At 54.4% G+C, this 16,263-nt stretch carries 18 protein-coding genes; 7 read left to right on the forward strand and 11 right to left on the reverse strand.

Going from position 1 to position 16,263, the window contains the following annotated elements; translation table 11 throughout:
- Nucleotides 1-11: 11 nt before the first annotated feature.
- Complete coding sequence (locus KNP72_RS12045; protein WP_214719212.1) at nt 12-452, reverse strand: RrF2 family transcriptional regulator; 441 nt, start codon at nt 450-452, stop codon at nt 12-14.
- A gap of 190 nt (nt 453-642) precedes the next feature.
- Between KNP72_RS12045 and KNP72_RS12050 the strand changes: the two genes are divergently transcribed.
- Complete coding sequence (locus KNP72_RS12050) at nt 643-1,743, forward strand: globin domain-containing protein (RefSeq protein WP_214719214.1); 1,101 nt, start codon at nt 643-645, stop codon at nt 1,741-1,743.
- Between the two features lie 61 nt (nt 1,744-1,804).
- Here KNP72_RS12050 and KNP72_RS12055 read toward each other — a convergent pair whose 3' ends face one another.
- From KNP72_RS12055 to KNP72_RS12080, 6 genes are all read right to left on the reverse strand, one after another.
- Nucleotides 1,805-2,353, reverse strand: a complete 549-nt coding sequence (locus tag KNP72_RS12055; RefSeq protein WP_214719216.1) for a hypothetical protein — start codon at nt 2,351-2,353, stop codon at nt 1,805-1,807.
- 22 nt (nt 2,354-2,375) lie between these two features.
- Nucleotides 2,376-2,885, reverse strand: a complete 510-nt coding sequence (locus KNP72_RS12060; protein WP_214719218.1) for a hypothetical protein — start codon at nt 2,883-2,885, stop codon at nt 2,376-2,378.
- A 61-nt stretch (nt 2,886-2,946) separates the two neighbouring features.
- On the reverse strand, nt 2,947-3,360 hold the full coding sequence (locus KNP72_RS12065; RefSeq protein WP_021066039.1) for a DUF350 domain-containing protein: 414 nt from the start codon (nt 3,358-3,360) through the stop codon (nt 2,947-2,949).
- Nucleotides 3,357-4,580 (reverse strand): glutathionylspermidine synthase family protein, encoded by a 1,224-nt coding sequence (locus KNP72_RS12070; RefSeq protein ID WP_214719220.1) that lies wholly within the window; start codon nt 4,578-4,580, stop codon nt 3,357-3,359. The genes KNP72_RS12065 and KNP72_RS12070 overlap by 4 nt, the downstream gene beginning before the upstream one ends.
- Nucleotides 4,577-4,942, reverse strand: a complete 366-nt coding sequence (locus tag KNP72_RS12075; protein WP_214719221.1) for a hypothetical protein — start codon at nt 4,940-4,942, stop codon at nt 4,577-4,579. Before KNP72_RS12075 ends, KNP72_RS12070 begins: the two co-directional genes overlap by 4 nt.
- Nucleotides 4,939-5,397 carry a hypothetical protein gene (locus KNP72_RS12080; protein WP_021066042.1) on the reverse strand — a complete coding sequence of 153 codons (459 nt, stop codon included), beginning with the start codon at nt 5,395-5,397 and terminating at the stop codon, nt 4,939-4,941. Before KNP72_RS12080 ends, KNP72_RS12075 begins: the two co-directional genes overlap by 4 nt.
- Nucleotides 5,398-5,500: 103 nt before the next feature.
- Between KNP72_RS12080 and KNP72_RS12085 the strand changes: the two genes are divergently transcribed.
- The 5 genes from KNP72_RS12085 (at nt 5,501) to amyS (ending at nt 10,346) form a co-directional block, all read left to right on the forward strand.
- Entirely contained in the window at nt 5,501-6,532 is a 1,032-nt protein-coding gene (locus KNP72_RS12085) for an ion channel (protein WP_214833544.1), read from the forward strand.
- On the forward strand, nt 6,532-7,659 hold the full coding sequence (locus KNP72_RS12090; RefSeq protein WP_214719224.1) for a YfbR-like 5'-deoxynucleotidase: 1,128 nt from the start codon (nt 6,532-6,534) through the stop codon (nt 7,657-7,659). The genes KNP72_RS12085 and KNP72_RS12090 overlap by 1 nt, the downstream gene beginning before the upstream one ends.
- A 114-nt stretch (nt 7,660-7,773) precedes the next feature.
- Entirely contained in the window at nt 7,774-8,106 is a 333-nt protein-coding gene (locus tag KNP72_RS12095) for a PadR family transcriptional regulator (RefSeq protein WP_214833547.1), read from the forward strand.
- Nucleotides 8,103-8,630, forward strand: coding sequence for a DUF2812 domain-containing protein (locus KNP72_RS12100; RefSeq protein WP_214719227.1), 528 nt, complete (start codon nt 8,103-8,105; stop codon nt 8,628-8,630). The genes KNP72_RS12095 and KNP72_RS12100 overlap by 4 nt, the downstream gene beginning before the upstream one ends.
- 198 nt (nt 8,631-8,828) lie before the next feature.
- Entirely contained in the window at nt 8,829-10,346 is a 1,518-nt protein-coding gene (gene amyS / locus KNP72_RS12105) for an alpha-amylase (protein WP_251129007.1), read from the forward strand.
- Nucleotides 10,347-10,402: 56 nt separating this feature from the next.
- On the opposite strand, the gene KNP72_RS12110 is transcribed toward amyS, so the two are convergent.
- Both KNP72_RS12110 and lipA read right to left on the reverse strand, forming a co-directional pair.
- Entirely contained in the window at nt 10,403-11,233 is an 831-nt protein-coding gene (locus tag KNP72_RS12110) for a lipoate--protein ligase family protein (RefSeq protein WP_214833553.1), read from the reverse strand.
- 18 nt (nt 11,234-11,251) lie between these two features.
- The gene (lipA, locus tag KNP72_RS12115; RefSeq protein ID WP_353048459.1) at nt 11,252-12,151 is read right to left on the reverse strand and encodes a lipoyl synthase; all 900 of its coding nucleotides are present in this window, start codon (nt 12,149-12,151) and stop codon (nt 11,252-11,254) included.
- 326 nt (nt 12,152-12,477) lie between these two features.
- Here lipA and KNP72_RS12120 point away from each other — a divergent pair, with 326 nt between their 5' ends.
- Complete coding sequence (locus KNP72_RS12120; RefSeq protein WP_214833559.1) at nt 12,478-14,427, forward strand: glycoside hydrolase family 3 protein; 1,950 nt, start codon at nt 12,478-12,480, stop codon at nt 14,425-14,427.
- Nucleotides 14,428-14,478: 51 nt separating this feature from the next.
- Here the strand turns inward: KNP72_RS12120 and KNP72_RS12125 are convergent, their stop codons facing one another.
- Both KNP72_RS12125 and KNP72_RS12130 read right to left on the reverse strand, forming a co-directional pair.
- Complete coding sequence (locus KNP72_RS12125) at nt 14,479-15,324, reverse strand: DegV family protein (protein ID WP_214833562.1); 846 nt, start codon at nt 15,322-15,324, stop codon at nt 14,479-14,481.
- Nucleotides 15,325-15,328: 4 nt separating this feature from the next.
- Entirely contained in the window at nt 15,329-16,177 is an 849-nt protein-coding gene (locus KNP72_RS12130) for a lipoate--protein ligase family protein (RefSeq protein WP_214833563.1), read from the reverse strand.
- Nucleotides 16,178-16,263 lie beyond the last annotated feature (86 nt).

The following is a 16,263-nucleotide window of genomic DNA, read 5'->3' on the forward strand; positions in this document are numbered from 1 at the left end:
GACGGACTACTTCAGTCCGTCGGGTTTTGTATGCCTAGCAACATAGCCAGTTCGTTCGTCCGGTTGGCGACGAGGTCGGCAATCGTATAGCGGTCGAGCACGTGCAGGAACGCGAGCATCGCCTCGTTCAAGACGCTCCGCAGGTCGCACGCGGGGGCGATGACACATCGTCCTTCGCCGAAACATTCGACGAGCTCGAGCGGTTCAATCGTCCGGACGACGTCGCCGACATTGATGTCTTCCATCGGGCGGGCGAGCCGGAAGCCGCCGCCACGGCCGCGTACCGATTCCAGATATCCGTGCTTCCCGAGCTCATAGACGACTTTCATGACGTGGTTCTTTGAAATCTGATATTGGTCCGCCACTTCTTGAATCGTCACAAGACGATGGGAGAACGTGGCGCTATACATGAGTGTTCGGAGTGCGTAGTCGCACGTTTGCGTGAGCCGCATGATGATTCACCTCTTCATTCGTTCATTGTACAAGACATCTCGCGAAAGCGCGACGATGGAAGATGTGAAAAAAGCGTGGCGGATTCAAGGCGGAAATTTGAACTTGTATTTAAACAAGTATTTTATATATTGCTTTTGAAGTGACTTACCTCACATAATGAACATGAACTTTCAAAAAGGGGGAAATAAAATGTTAGATCAACAAACGATGGATATCGTCAAAGCGACCGCACCGGTCTTGAAAGACCACGGTGTCGCCATCACGAGTCACTTCTATAAGCGCATGTTCGAAAACAACCCAGAGGTCCGTCAATTTTTCAATCATACGAATCAAAAACGCGGTCGGCAGCCAGAGGCGCTTGCCAACGCCGTTTACGCAGCAGCCGTCCATATCGATCGTCTCGAAGCGATCCTTCCGGCCATCCAACCGGCACTCCATAAACACAAGAGCTTGAACATCCGCCCAGAACATTATCCGATTGTCGGCGAGAACTTACTCGGAGCGATTCAAGATGTGCTCGGTGAAGCAGCGACGCCGGATATCATCGACGCTTGGGCGAAAGCATACGGTGTCATCGCTGACGTCTTCATCTCGCTCGAGAAACAAATGTACGATGATGCACCATGGATCGGTTTCAAACCGTTCACGGTTGCTGAAGTGATTGAAGACACACCGGAAGTGAAACGATTCCACATCAAAGCGAACGACGGAGTCGTCGGGACGGCCATCCCAGGTCAATACATCTCGGTTCAAGCCCGTATCGCTGGGGAAGACATCTTGCACCACCGTCAATATAGCGTCGTCGAAACGACAGAAGACGGTTACTGGATTGCGCCGAAAGCGGAAGGGCTCGTCTCAAACTGGCTCCACGAGCAGACGGTCGGTACGGAGATTCCAGTGAGTGCCCCGGCTGGCGAATTCGTGCTCGAAGCATCGGATCGTCCGCTCACACTCGTCGCTGGCGGGATTGGTATCACGCCGCTCTTCAACATGGCGAAGACGGCACTCGGTCAAGGCCGTTCGGTCACGTTGCTCCATGCTGTCCGCAGCACGAGCCTCCGTCCGCTCGGTGAAGAGCTCGATGAACTTGTGAACGCTGGTCTCCAGCTCATCACACACGTCGATGACGTATCAGGTTGCATGAGTGCGACACAGCTCGAAGCACTCGATGTCGACGGACACGACGTCTACACGTGCGGTCCGACCGCGATGATGGAGACGGTCGTCCAAACAATTCCACAAGCCCGTTACGAGTTCTTCGGTCCATCGGCCGTACTCGCCAAAGCATAAGAAAAGACGACCGCGAAAGCAGTCGTCGTATCACCGCAGACCGGTTATCGGTTTGCGGTTTTTATAGTTGCTCAGCGTGGATCACGTTTTTGTCGCGGTCGAGCGTTTCGATTGTCCAGTCGCCAAGTAGCGTCTTCTCTAGAGTAATCAAGTAAGTCCTGATATATCCTTCGTCTCGAGGATCGTTGACCATGTAGGTTTTACTCCAATCGGAATTCTGTAACCGCAAGTACACGACGTCTTCGGGTTGATTGTTCAACCGAACCCCAAGGTATTCGTCTGTTCCATTGCCAAGATGAGCCCAGTCGAATGGTGTTTCTTCAATTGTGTCACGGGTCGAGCTACTAAACTCACCGTTCGTTTTCATGATGCCTAGACCGAGAATCGTGTCGTCTGCGTTCGTGAATAGCGTGACGGTCGATCCTTCTAATTTATGGTATTCGTAAGCAGACCACCCTTGGGCAGTCATCTGGTCGTTCAATTCTTGTTGTACCTGTTCGGATGCTTGTTTTCGTTGTTCGTCGTTATAAGACCGGATACCGGCCGTGACTGAAATGGCGATGATAATGATCATACCTGTAAGGAATAATGCGAGTCTACGTTTTGACATTTTGCCTCTCCTTGTTCAGTTTTCAGAAATCGATCGAGTCAATGACTTGCTCATTTTGGTCTAACGTTTGAATCGTCCAATCTTCTTGAGGGACGTTATGTAATTTCAAGATATGATATTTAGAAAATGTATCCTCTTCGGGACGATTGAGGACGTGTTCTCCTTGCATACGCTCTCCGATGATGCGGAGAGAAGCCACTTTTTGAGGGTTGTTGTTGAGACGCACCCCCCAATAATAAGTGCCTTCATGTTCAAGCTCGATATAGTCGAACGGAGCTGCATCGACTGTCTCGACAGTTGTGGCACCATACCCGTCACCACTCATCTCGGCGAGTCCAAGCATTGTCTCGTTCTCATTTGTGAACAGGGCGAGGTTTGATTCATCAAATTGATCGAATGTATAGGCGTGAAAACCGTCATCAGCCAAATAGCGATCAAGCTTTCGATTCTCTAAAAATGTAGGTCCGTTTTGTATCAAGGCGATAAGTGCGATACAAGCTAGCAACACTCCGATAATTTTTCGTTTGAACATTTGTCTCTTCCTTTCTATAGCAACAGCCCATGCCTCAATCCTGAGCGCATGGGCTGTTTGATTAGTACGTCAAGCTCGCGGCGACGATGATGCCGACGACGAGTGAGGCGGAGAAGAGGCTAATCCCGATGGCGAGGTTGCCGTTCTCGACTTCTTTCTCTAAGTTCACGCCTGGTGTCAGGACGTATTCAAATGTCCAGAAGGCGAGCACTTGGGCAAGAATCCCGACGAGTCCCCAGATGAAGGCGTCGAGCAGGTTGACGCTGTTCGCCCACACCGTGTAGATGACGATGGCGAGTCCGATTGCTTTCCCCCAAAGTTTCAAGGCGACGGCGACGTTACCTTCTTTAATCAATTTACGTTCCGAATACTTCGTCGTAAGGGCGAAGACGACGAGTCCGGCTAAAATCAGGCCAAACCCTGTGCCGAGGTGAGCGAGGAAGCTCAAGATGGAATCGAGCGTGATGAACGTCATAAGTTATTCTCCTTTGTTGTGCCGATGGCTAAGTAGTAAGACTGGTTGTTCGTGATCATGCTGCCGGCGCGGACGCCGAGGGCGGACGGATGGCCGTTCAAACAAAAACAGCCGACCATGTAGTGCGTCTCGAGCGGACCGTTGACCGTGTTCGTCAGACGGGTCGGCAGCTCGATGAACTGTTGATACACCGCCGTCTCGTCCGCGTACGTCTGGAGCGCCTCTTTATGGAACGGGACGCCGGCTTGGTCATAGAGGATGACCGAGTCGCCTTCCCGGCCGAAGGCGGGCTTTTGCACGTACGCGCTCTGGCCGATAAACGGATCAGGCTCGAGATACGTCGGTAAAAAATAAGTCTCGATGATGGAACGTTCCGCTTCGTCGAAATATGTATCGACCTCATACAGTTCCCAAATGAGCGCTTGGACGCCTTTAGACTGCATGAGAAACGCCGAGAGCGGATTGAGTACCGAGACGCGTTTGGCCGCGTTTAGTTCGAGCAGGCGGATGCCGATCAAATCACCATTGGGTGCCTGGTCGTCGACCAGATGCTCGATCGGGTACGTCTGACGATATAACACGTCGACTTTTTCCCCAGATGGTGTGAAGACGCCGTCCGCCTCGACGAGCAATCGGTCGAGCGGGACGAATTCGGACGGCAAATCGAGCGTCTCTTGAAGGAAGCGCGTCGTCCATTTGTCCTCGATGTTGTCATCGTGGGCCGTAAAGACGATTTTCGGTGTCCCGTCCCGACCGAGTCGTTGCCACGCTGCGATGACGGCTTTTCGAAGTTCGGCCTTGAGCTCTTCGGTCGACGCCGCGTTCGGGTCGTCGAGCCCGAATTCTGTCGTCACATAGCCATTCACATCGAACAGTTCTTTGATGAACGTCGGTGTATCGGCATTGAATTCCATCAACTTGATGGTGCCGTCTTTGACGATCCAGTCATAGCGACCGATAATCGTCTCTTGCGGCAGTGACTTGTCCCGGAGGAACGGCAAGCTCGCCTCAGGGTAACCGAGCAAACGGAGCGTGTCGTCCGGGAGCGTGCGCAGCAGGCGATTCGCCTTGCGGAAAATCGTATCGACGTCACGCGTCGCCTTCCGAATTTGTCTCACCGTGTCACCCGACATGGCGAGACAGTCGTAAAGGGCGTACTCCTCGTCGTTCAAGTCAGGCCAAAAGAAAGGGATTTGGCCGAACAACGCGTCGCGCTTCATCCCCCGAAGCCGCCTTTTGAGCCACTGCCGAGGCCCGAGTTAGAGCCTGAGTTCGATTTGTTCGGGGTGATGCTGCTGGCGCCGCCATTCGAACGGTAATTTTTATAAGACGAGGAATTCTTCAATGCACTCTTTGAATTGAACAGGCTGCCGAGCAAGAAGAAGCTGCCGAAGTGAGGAGAACGCTCATCGTCACAGTAATATGACTCCGTCTCATCATCCCAGTCCCAATCGTCACATTCGTAGCCCGTCGGTTCTTCCGGTAACGTCGCTTGCTCGGTTTCGTCGGTGCCACACGCCGCGAGCGAAGCGGTTAACACTGCGGCCGACAGACCGCTCAATATTTTTTTGCTTGTCTTCATGTTGATTCCTCCAATGTATAACCTGTAGGGGTGACGTAAATGACATAGACGCCGCGATCCTCATCCGTCTCGGCCGAGTCACGTTCATATTCTTTGCCGGCGACGTACAAATATTGGCTGCCGAGCATGGCAAGGGCGTCGAGATGACGGTCGACGTAATACGCCTCGAGCATCGGATTGTCGAACCGGTCGTCGAGCGTCCGGATCTCGACTTTGATGTCGGTCGTCTCATGCTTGTCGACCGGGCCTTCCGTGTAACGGTCGACGTAAATCAAGAAGTATTGCTCGCCTTCGAGCGCCGATGAGCGTTGCTTGTAGGTCATGCCGTCCTTGACGAAAAATTCGCATTCGCGACGGGCAAGTACTTCATCGAGGCCGAGCGATGTATAATGGTAGAGTGGCTCGAATGAAAGTTCATTTTTATAAAGTCGATATTCCAAAACGATTGAGTTCATGACGTCGTCCTTTCTTTTTTCTTTCTATACGGAACCGAACGTAAGGTGGTTTCGTAAATCAAGTAAGTTGTCTCTAGTATATAGGAAAAGGAGGGGTTTTTCTGTGCATATCTTTTTTCGTGTCTGGCGCGGATTATCGAAATTATCGTTTTTGAACGTCGTCTTGGCATCGCTCGTCATCATCTTGACGGGTACCGTCCTCGGGTTTGTGCTCGAGCCGGAGACGTTCCCGTCGATGTTCGACTCATTCTGGTGGACGATGACGACGCTCACGACCGTCGGATACGGTGACTTTTTCCCGACATCGGTCGCGGGACGTTGGCTCGGGATTTTCTTGTTCCTGTTCGGGATCGGGATTATCGGGGCGTTGATTGGAAAACTCGTTGAAGTCGGCGCGACGTTTCAACGGTTAAAACGGGAGGGGAAGTTAGTGTATCGAGGAGAAGGGCATTACGTCTATATCGGCTGGTCGCCGAAGACGAAAAAGGCAATTGATGAAGTGCTCGTCTATGAGCCAAAGGCTGAGATCGTCTTAATCGATCAGTTGAAGGAAGAAGCGTACGACCACGACAATGTCCACTTCGTCCACGGTGACGCGTCGGATGAGGCCGTACTCTTGCAGGCCAATATTTTAAAGGCGCGCCGGGTCGCCATCTTCGCGGATGCCCGCATCACGGAGACACTCCTCGCTGACGGGAAATCGTTGCTCATCGCGTCAGCGGTCGAAGCGCTCTCGTCTGAACGTGGCGTCGATTTGCATACGGTCGTCGAGGTGTGCGAGGAACGGAACATCTCGAAATTCAAACACGTCCGAATCGACGACTTTATTCTCGCGAACGACTCGGTGTCACTCCTCATGGCGAAAGCGACGCTGCAGCCGGGGACGACATCGATTTTCCGTCAGCTGCTTAGTAAACAGTCAGGCGGCAACATCCAGGCGCTCGCACCGAAACCGGAATGGACGACCATCCGGGACGCTGCGGAAAGTTTGTTGCATCAAGGCGTCACGTTAATCGCCGTCAACGACCGTCTCGATTACGCGACGGTGCTCGATACACCGCTTCAGGCGAGCGATATGCTTTACATCGTCTGTCACGATGACTCGTGGGAGCGACTGAACCAAGGAGGAATTTGATGTATAACGGAACGTTTATCCGCAAGATGACACGCATGCAGAACGTGCAACGATGGGACGAGTATGCGCCGCATTATCATGACAACGCGGCAAGCCACAGTTTCCGCGTCGCTGTCTTCAGCTTGATCGCGGCATACTACGAAGAGAACAAAGGACGGGACGTCAACTTGCTCGACGTGCTCGGCAAGGCGCTGTTCCATGATATGAACGAAGTGCAGACCGGTCCAATCATGCACCGGACGAAAAAAGAACCGACGCTCAAAGAACATATCGAACGGATGGAGCGGACGGCGAGTCTCGGACTCGTCGAGTTGTTGTCGCAGTCGCTCCGGCCGCATTTTTATCGTTTCCTCGTCGAAGCGGAGGACGACTCATTCGAAGGACGGCTCGTCGATGGAATCGACTCGTTCGACGCGATGCTGTTCGTTCGTCGGGAAGTCGGCCACGGCTCGCCCCATTTCGTCGCCAAGCTAGAAGAGATGAAAGCGGCCCTGCGCGAACATCCGCTCGAATCGGTCCGTTGGCTGTATGAACAAGTCGAAGCGGAGACAGACGTGGCGACGTTCATCGAGAACGTCATGCGGATGGACAGTGTCCGGCGGTGGAAAGGCCGATTCAACACGATTGACGATAACGACGCCATCCATGGCTTCCGGGCGGCCGCGCTCGGGATGTTCAGCGGATTGCTCGAGCGTGAGAAATATGACGTCGATGTCGATGTCGCCGAGCTGACAGCGCGCCTGCTCTGTCACGATCTCGTCGAGGGGGTGACCGGGGACGTGCTCGGCCCGGTGAAACATTCAACTGCCGAGACCGGTGCGGCGTTCGAGGCGTATGAACGGGCCGAGAGCGAGGCGCTCTTGTCGCTCCTCCCGGGCTATATGCAGCCGGCGTTCCGGCGCTATATGGCCGATTCGAAAGATGACACGTATGAAGGCATGCTCGTCGACATGATGGACAAGCTCGACGCGCTCATCAAGATGAACATGGAGCGGAAGATGAACGGGGCCGAATATGAGGTCACGTATCGCGAGCAACTCCGTAAAGTGCAGATGCGTTACGAGAACCCGAGCATGTTGTTCTTCTTGGCGTACATCTTGCATGATTTAGATTACGTCACCAGTTAACCAGGTCGCAGACAAATTGTCTGCGGCTTTTTTTATATCATTCATTGACATATATCATTCAACGATATATATTAAGGGTAAGATATATCAATGAATGATATAGGAGGTGGCGGGATGCCGCGTAATGATACGATCGAGCTCGGCGAATTGACCGACAGCATGCTCTATATCCTGCTCGCCTTGACCGAGGCGCGTCACGGCTATTTGATTATGCAGTTCGTCGACGAGTTGACGAACGGGCGGATTAAAATCGGGCCGGCGTCGATGTACACAATCATCAAGAAACTCGTGAACGCACAGCTGATCGAGCCGATTGACGGGGACGGGAAACAGAAACGTTATGTGATCACGGCACAGGGGCGTGCGCTCGTGGCGGAAGACTTGCAACGCAGGCAAGCGATCGTCGATGATGCACGCTTCATTTTAGAAGGGGAGGGACAGCGATGAAACGGAAATATATGTCGAGTTGGGGACTGGCGTTCGCCGAAGAACGGGAAATGAAAAAATTGGAACGGATGGCCGCTCAAGGCTGGCATTTAGAGAAGTTCGCGCCGCTCGGCTACACGCTCGTTGAAGGCGAACCGATGGATGTGCGCTACAGTCTCGATTATCGGAAACAACCGGACGCGGAATATTTCGAGCTGTTCGCCGCGAGCGGCTGGGAGCATGTCACGTCGACAGGTGAAGAGATTCATGTGTTCAAAGGTCGTCCGGACGCGACGCCTCTCTATACCGATCGCCAGACGACCGAAGAGAAATACGGCCAAGTCGAGCGGACGATGGGCCGGGCGGCGCTCATTTGTCTATTGCTATCACTCGGATTCGTGTTCATGTTGCAATTGGATTGGCCACAGACGGCGGAAGCCATCATCTTGGTGTTGCAGACGCTGGTCGTCATCGGCCTCGTCTTTACCGGACTCCCTTATCTCGGATACCTCGTGAAGCGAAAACGTTTGGAACGGAATGAATGACTAGGCGGATGGCACAAGCCATCCGTTTTGTTTTGGTCGACTGAACTATTCAAGAAAAAAATAGTTAGGCGCAGAGAACTGTTTTATGGAAATCCTCTATTCAACCAAAATAGAATCGGGCATGATAATTAATGAAATCGCTTGCATTCATTTTGAAGAGGAGGAACGGGCATGGGTAAAAGACGGAAAGGGTTAGCGATGACGGCTGGTGTCACCGCGATTGCACTGCTCGCCGGGCAACCGGTCGCACAGGCGACGACGCCGCAAAACGGTACGATGATGCAGTACTTTGAATGGTACGTCCCGAACGACGGGCTGCATTGGAACCGACTATCGAATGACTCGCAGCACTTGAAAGACATCGGGGTGACGACGGTGTGGATTCCGCCGGCGTACAAAGGCACGTCACAGAACGATGTCGGGTATGGGGCGTACGATTTATACGATCTCGGCGAATTCAACCAAAAAGGGACGACCCGGACGAAGTACGGGACGAAAGCGCAGCTCCAGACCGCCATCTCGAACTTGCGCGGTAAAGGAATCGGTGTGTACGGCGATGTCGTCATGAATCACAAGGGCGGGGCCGATTATACCGAATCCGTTCAGGCAATCGAGGTCAATCCGTCGAACCGGAACCAAGAAACGTCCGGTGAGTATGGCATCTCGGCCTGGACCGGGTTCAACTTCGCGGGGCGCAACAATACATACTCGCCATTCAAATGGCGCTGGTACCATTTTGACGGCACCGATTGGGATCAGTCACGCAGCTTGAGCCGCATCTATAAATTTAAGAGCACGGGCAAGGCGTGGGACACGGACGTGTCGAACGAGAACGGCAACTATGATTATCTTATGTATGCCGACGTCGATTTCGAGCATCCTGAGGTCCGCCAAGAGATGAAGAACTGGGGTAAATGGTACGCCGACTCGCTCGGGCTCGACGGCTTCCGGTTGGACGCGGTCAAACATATCAGCCACTCGTATTTGAAGGAGTGGGTGACGAGCGTGCGCCAGACGACCGGGAAAGAGATGTTCACGGTCGCCGAGTATTGGAAGAACGACCTCGGTGCCATCAACGACTATCTGTATAAGACGGGCTACACGCATTCCGTCTTCGATGTGCCGCTCCATTACAACTTCCAAGCGGCTGGTAACGGCGGCGGGAATTACGATATGCGCAACATCCTGAAAGGCACCGTCACCGAACAGCATCCGTCGCTGTCCGTGACGATTGTCGATAACCACGACTCACAGCCGGGCCAGTCGCTCGAGTCGACGGTCGCCAACTGGTTCAAACCGCTCGCCTACGCGACGATCATGACGCGCGGTCAGGGTTATCCGGCCCTCTTCTATGGAGACTATTACGGCACGAAAGGGACGACGAACCGCGAAATCCCGAACATGTCGGGCACGCTCCAACCGATTTTGAAGGCACGAAAAGACTTCGCCTACGGGACGCAGCATGACTACCTCGATCATCAGGACGTCATCGGCTGGACACGTGAAGGTGTGACCGACCGTGCCAAATCGGGTCTCGCGACGATTCTATCGGACGGTCCGGGCGGCTCGAAGTGGATGTACGTCGGCAAGCAGAACGCCGGCGAGGTATGGAAAGACATGACGAACAACAACGCCCGTCTCGTCACGATCAATGCTGACGGCTGGGGTCAGTTCTTCGTCAACGGAGGCTCGGTCTCGATTTATACGCAACAATAACGAAAACACCCGATCGAAGAGAGGATCCCCTCACTTCGATCGGGTGTTGTTTGAATTTAGCGTTTCCAGACCCATTCGTCACTCTCATATTTGGCGACGAGCTCCTGAATCTCTTGTTGCTGCGCCTCGGTGAACGTAAGCGGTTCGAACGTCAAGTCGAACGCGTCACTGAACCCGTCCGTGAACGCCGCCGCGACCTCGTCGAAGGCGACCGGTCGACCGAGCGTCTCGTTCAAGGAGACGGCCTTGTCACCAAAGCGGGCTTTGGCCTCCGCCTTCGCATCGGCCTCGAGATTGAAGCAGTCGAACAAGACGTCATCGTCAATCGACAATGGGATTGAGCCGTGTTGCAGGACGGCACCTTGGTGGCGCACTTGGGCGCTCCCGGCAATCTTTTTCCCGTCGACGGCGAGCTCATAGTACGAGGCGGCGTCAAAACAGACGGCCGACTTCGGTTTTCGAAGCGCCTCACGGTCGGCCTCGGTCAACGGCACCGAGAACTCGGCCGGGACGCCGAGTGCGTGATACCCGCGACGCACCCCTTCGGTCAGGAGGCGATAGCTCTCGATGACGTTCGTCGGCAAGGATGGCATCGTCTCAGGGAGAATGACGCTATACGTCAGCTCGTCCGCGTGCAAAACGGCCCGTCCGCCGGTCAAACGACGGACGACCGGGATCCCATTTAAAGCGAGCGCGTCGCGGTCGAGATCGCGCGTCGCCCGTTGGAAGCGCCCGACGCTGATGGCGTGCGGGGCCCAGGCGTAAAAACGGAGTGTCGGTTTTACGTCACCGCGCGCGACCCAGCCGGCGATGGCCTCATCGATAGCCATATTCTTGGCTGGGGACAGCGGGGCGGTATGAAGCAAATGCCATGTCGTTCCAATCATAAACGTCTCTTCTTTCTCTTAGTCGATTGGCAACATCGTGTGACGACGTGCCTTGTGGACTTGTTCGTCCGCGTGATACGAGGAACGCACAAGCGGTCCGGCCTCACAGTGGGAGAAGCCTTTCGCCAACGCGATCTCTTTCAGCTCGGCGAACTCATCTGGATGGTAGTAGCGCTCGACGTCGAGGTGCTTCTTCGTCGGCTGCAAGTATTGGCCGAGCGTGAGGATGTCAACGTGATGGGCCCGGAGGTCGTCCATCGCTTGAATCAACTCTTCCTTCGTCTCGCCGAGTCCGACCATGATGGACGACTTCGTCGGGATGTCCGGGTTCAGTTCTTTCGACCGTTTTAAAAATTCGAGCGTCCGGTCGTACGTCGCTTTGGCGCGGACTCTCGGTGTCAAACGACGGACCGTCTCCAAGTTATGGTTCATGATGTCCGGGCCGGCATCGATGAGCGTCTGGAGCGCCGAGAAGTCACCCATCATATCGGACGGGAGCACTTCGATTGACGTCTCCGGGTTCATGGCACGGACGGCGCGGACCGTCTCGGCGAATACCGTCGCTCCGTAGTCGTTCAAGTCGTCGCGGGCGACGGCCGTGATGACGACGTGCTTCAGGTTCATGAGGCGGACCGACTCGGCAACGCGTTTCGGTTCTTCCCAGTCGAGTTCGTTCGGCTTGCCCGTCGTAACCGCGCAGAAGCGGCAGGCGCGGGTGCAGATGCTTCCAAGAATCATGAACGTCGCGGTGCGGCGGACGGCCCAACATTCATGGATGTTCGGACACTTCGCTTCCTCACAAACCGTATGTAGATTTTTCTCGCGCATCATCTTTTTGAGACCAGTGTATGTCTCGTTCGTGTTCAGTTTAATCTTTAACCATTCCGGCTTTCGTTGCAGTTCCCCTCGTGCCAAGATGATTTCCCCCTTTTTGAAAGTTAACCCCTAACAAAAAGAGTTTACCAAAGATGCGGTCGAATTCGAACCAGCGAAATTATTGGCTTTGCCAATACAGCTTGAATGTGTTTCAAAACAGAATATATATTTCAAAATGGTTACGCTTTCATGTGAAGTGTTGTTTCCCATTTTTTGAATTGCTATACTGATGTTGACCACCTGAATAAGGACCATATGTAACTGATACGATCAGGCATGGGGTGAACGAGCGTTGGTGAGGCAACGCTTCTTCCTCCATGCCTTTTTGTTTGGGGGTCGGGGAAACTTTCAAAAAAGGAGTGGGGAACATGAACAAAGCATTGAACTGGACGGCGACACTGGGGCTAACGACAGCGCTACTCGTCTCATCGGTCCCGATGGCGACTGCGGTCGTAGCGGAGGAGACGCCAGCACCATCAATCGAGCAGCGTGTGGACGCCAAGCTCACGTCGATGACGCTTGAACAAAAGCTCGGTCAAATGATCATGCCAGACTTCCGATTATGGAACGGGGCGAACCATACGGCACTCGCGACAGATGTGGCGCGCGTCGTCGATCGGTTTGACCTCGGGGGTGTCATCTTGTTCGCGGAAAACGTGACCGAGACCGAACAGACGACGAAACTCGTCCACGACCTCCAAGAAGTCGTCAAACAAGACGAAAGCAACGACGTACCGCTCTTCATCACGATTGACCAAGAGGGTGGAATCGTGACACGTCTCGGAACGGGCACGAACTTGCCGGGTAACATGGCGCTCGGGGCGACACGGAGCAGCCAGTACGCATACGACGCGGGGAATATTATCGGTTCGGAGTTGAACGCGCTCGGGGTGAACGTCAACTTCGGTCCGGTGCTAGACGTCAACAACAACCCGGCTAACCCGGTCATCGGCGTGCGCTCGTTCTCGAGCGACCCAGAACTCGTCGGCGAGCTTGGCTCGGCGATGACACAAGGAATCCAAGACCAGGGCGTCGCCGCGACGGCGAAGCATTTCCCAGGTCATGGTGACACGGCGGTCGACTCGCATTACGGACTTCCGATCGTCGACAAATCGCTCGAAGATTTGCGCGGTCTCGAGTTGTTACCGTTCAAACGAGCCATCACCGAAGGCATCGACATGATCATGACGGCACACATCGGGATGCCACAAATCGAAGATGAGGTCGTGAACTCACCGCGCGGCACGTTCCCGCTCCCGGCGACGCTCTCGGACGACGTCATCACGGGCGTGTTACGGGAAGACATGGGCTATGACGGGATCGTCATCACGGACGCCTTGAACATGCAGGCGATTGCCGATAACTTCACGGAAGCCGAAGCGGTCATCAAGACGTTCGATGCGGGCGTGGATATCGCGCTCATGCCGACGATTTTACGGTCAAACGCGGACGTCGTGAAGCTCGAGACGATCTTTGAAGACGTCATGGCAGCCGTCGAGGATGGACGCCTGTCAGAAGAGAAGATTGATGCAGCGGTCGAGCGGATTTTGACGCTCAAAGCGGAACGCGGCATTTGGCAAGAATCGGTCGACACGACGACGCTCGAGGCGAAACTCGCTGAGGCGAATGCGGTCGTCGGCAGTGCCGAACATAAAGCGAAAGAACGTGAAATCGCCGAGGCGGCCGTCACGCTCGTGAAAAACGATGACAAGACGCTTCCGTTCAAACCGAAAAAAGGTGAGACGGTCCTCGTCTTGTCACCGGCGAAAGACCAGACGGACAGCATGATCAAGACGATCAAGTCGCTCGAGAAGAACGCCGGCAACATGAAAGACGTGAATGTCATCGCCGCGAACTATACGGCATCGACGAAGCACTTGGATCAAAACCCGGCATTGAAAGAAAAACTCGACGCGGCCGACTATATCATCGTCGGCTCGAACGTGAACAACAGCGCCAAGCTGAAATCGACTTCGGCTGACAACTACGTGCCGGCCGAAGTGTTCCGTTACGCCAACGAGACGGGCAAGAAGTCAGTCTTGCTCAGCCTGCGTAACCCGTACGATGTGGCGGTTCAGCCGGATGCACCGGCCCAGCTCATCATCTACGGCTTCAAAGGTGACCCGAACGGACCGGATTCAGAGGCGGGCAATGCCAAATCGGCAGGACCGAACCTCCCGGCCGGCATTCGCGCCATCTTCGGTGAAGTTAAACCGGCGGGCAAACTCCCGGTCGACGTACCGACGTTTGAGAACGGCGTGTTCGGAGACGACTTGCACCTCGAGTTTGGTGACGGATTCCGCAACTGGAACAAGTAAACTAAAACCGCGAGCGCCCCATGAGGGTACTCGCGGTTTTTCGTTTGATTGTCACGCCTCGAAATAGCCGACGACGAGAAGGCCTGGGCCTGTGTGCGCCCCGATGGCCGAACCGACAATCGTCTTCGTGACGCTCGCCGGGTTCACATGTTCCCGTAACAACGCCTCGAACTGATCGGCTTTGACCGGGTCGTCCCCGTGACCGATGAAGATATGCCCACCCTCGACGAGCGGTTTCGACTCGGTCATCCACTCGACGATGCGGCGTAACACTTTCTTGTGACCGCGCACCTTCTCGATTGGGACGAGTTTGCCGTCTTCGACTGTCAAAAGCGGTAAAATTGTCAACAAATCCCCGATGAACGCGCTCGCTTTCGAGACACGGCCGCCGCGCATCAAATACTCGAGCGATTCGACCGTGAACAAATGCCGGATTTTGCCGACGAGCGACGTCGCGTAGGCGACCGTCTCTTCATACGTATGATCCTGTCCATATTCGGCGACCGTCTTGACGAACAGCCCTTGGCCGACGGACGCTGCACGCGTATCGAGAATATGGAACGTGCTGTTCGGGTATTCTTCTTTAAGTAGGTTGCCGACCATGACGGCCGTCTGATAGGTACCCGAGAGCTCGCCCGAGAAAGCGAGATACAGGAACGGGATTTCTGATTCGAGATGTTGGCGGAAACAACGCTCAAGTCGGGCCGCCTCGATTTGGAACGTCTTCGGTGTCTTGCCGTTCCGCATCGCGTCGTACACGTCTTTCGGTTGAATCGTTTCCCCGTCTAAAAATTCCTCGTTGTCGATGATGACGCCGAGCGGCAATACCTCGAGGCCGTACTCGATAACTTGGTCTTGGGTCAAATCGGCTCCGGTATCGGTTATGATTTTAAACATGCGGTCACTCCTCTGCTAATTGTTGTTCAATGTCGCGAATCGGTTCGTTGCGTTTCCACATCCGGTCGAGCTGGGTCGCGAGCGTCGTTTGTTCGTTCGCATCTAGCGAGCCTGGAATGAGCCGGCTCACGCCACCGAGGACAGTGTAGACGCGACGCAACACGTCATCGATAGTGAGCGGGATCCCGAGCAAATCTTCGAGCGACGCCATCGTCTCCGGGACGATTTCGGGATACGTGAAGCGCGTCGCTTCGCCTTGGATGGCGCGCTCATAAAAATCACGGATGAGGGCGGCGCGTTCGCTCCCGCTCTTGCGGACGCTCAAATAAATTTGGACGGCGACACCGCCACGGACACGGCGCTGTGAGATGCCGGCGAACTTCTTGCCGTCAATCGACAAATCGAAGCTGCCCGGGCAGTATGAGCCGACGATTTCGCCAGGCACGATCTCGGTCGTCACATCTTGGAACATGAGTTGGATGAGTGACGTCATCGCCTCGTAGCCGCTATCGATTTGAATCCCGTCTTTCTCGGGTAAAATCAAAGATAAGTTCAACACGTCCGCGTCTAAGACGACGGCCAGTCCTCCTGAATTGCGGACGACAGGACGGAAGCCGTGTTCATGAAGCAAACGGATGCCATCTGCCAAGTGGGGCAGACGGGCGTCTTGAATTCCGAGCACGACCGTGTTTAGATGAACCCAGGCCCGCAGGACGGCACCTGACGTCGCGGTCGAGGCACAGAGCGTATCGTCCGTCGCGAACGATTGCTCGGCTTGGAACGCCGGACCGAGAGAAGACTGGTCAATGACACGGTAGGTCGGTTGTCGTAATAATGGATGGGTCATATACATAATTCCTTTTCAATAAATAATTTCCTTCCCATTATAACATGGGAGGAACGACGCGCTAGAAGTCGAATCCAATCATTAATGAAACG

Source organism: Exiguobacterium sp. s152, assembly GCF_018618335.1.
GTDB classification, from domain to species: Bacteria; Bacillota; Bacilli; order Exiguobacteriales; family Exiguobacteriaceae; genus Exiguobacterium; species Exiguobacterium chiriqhucha.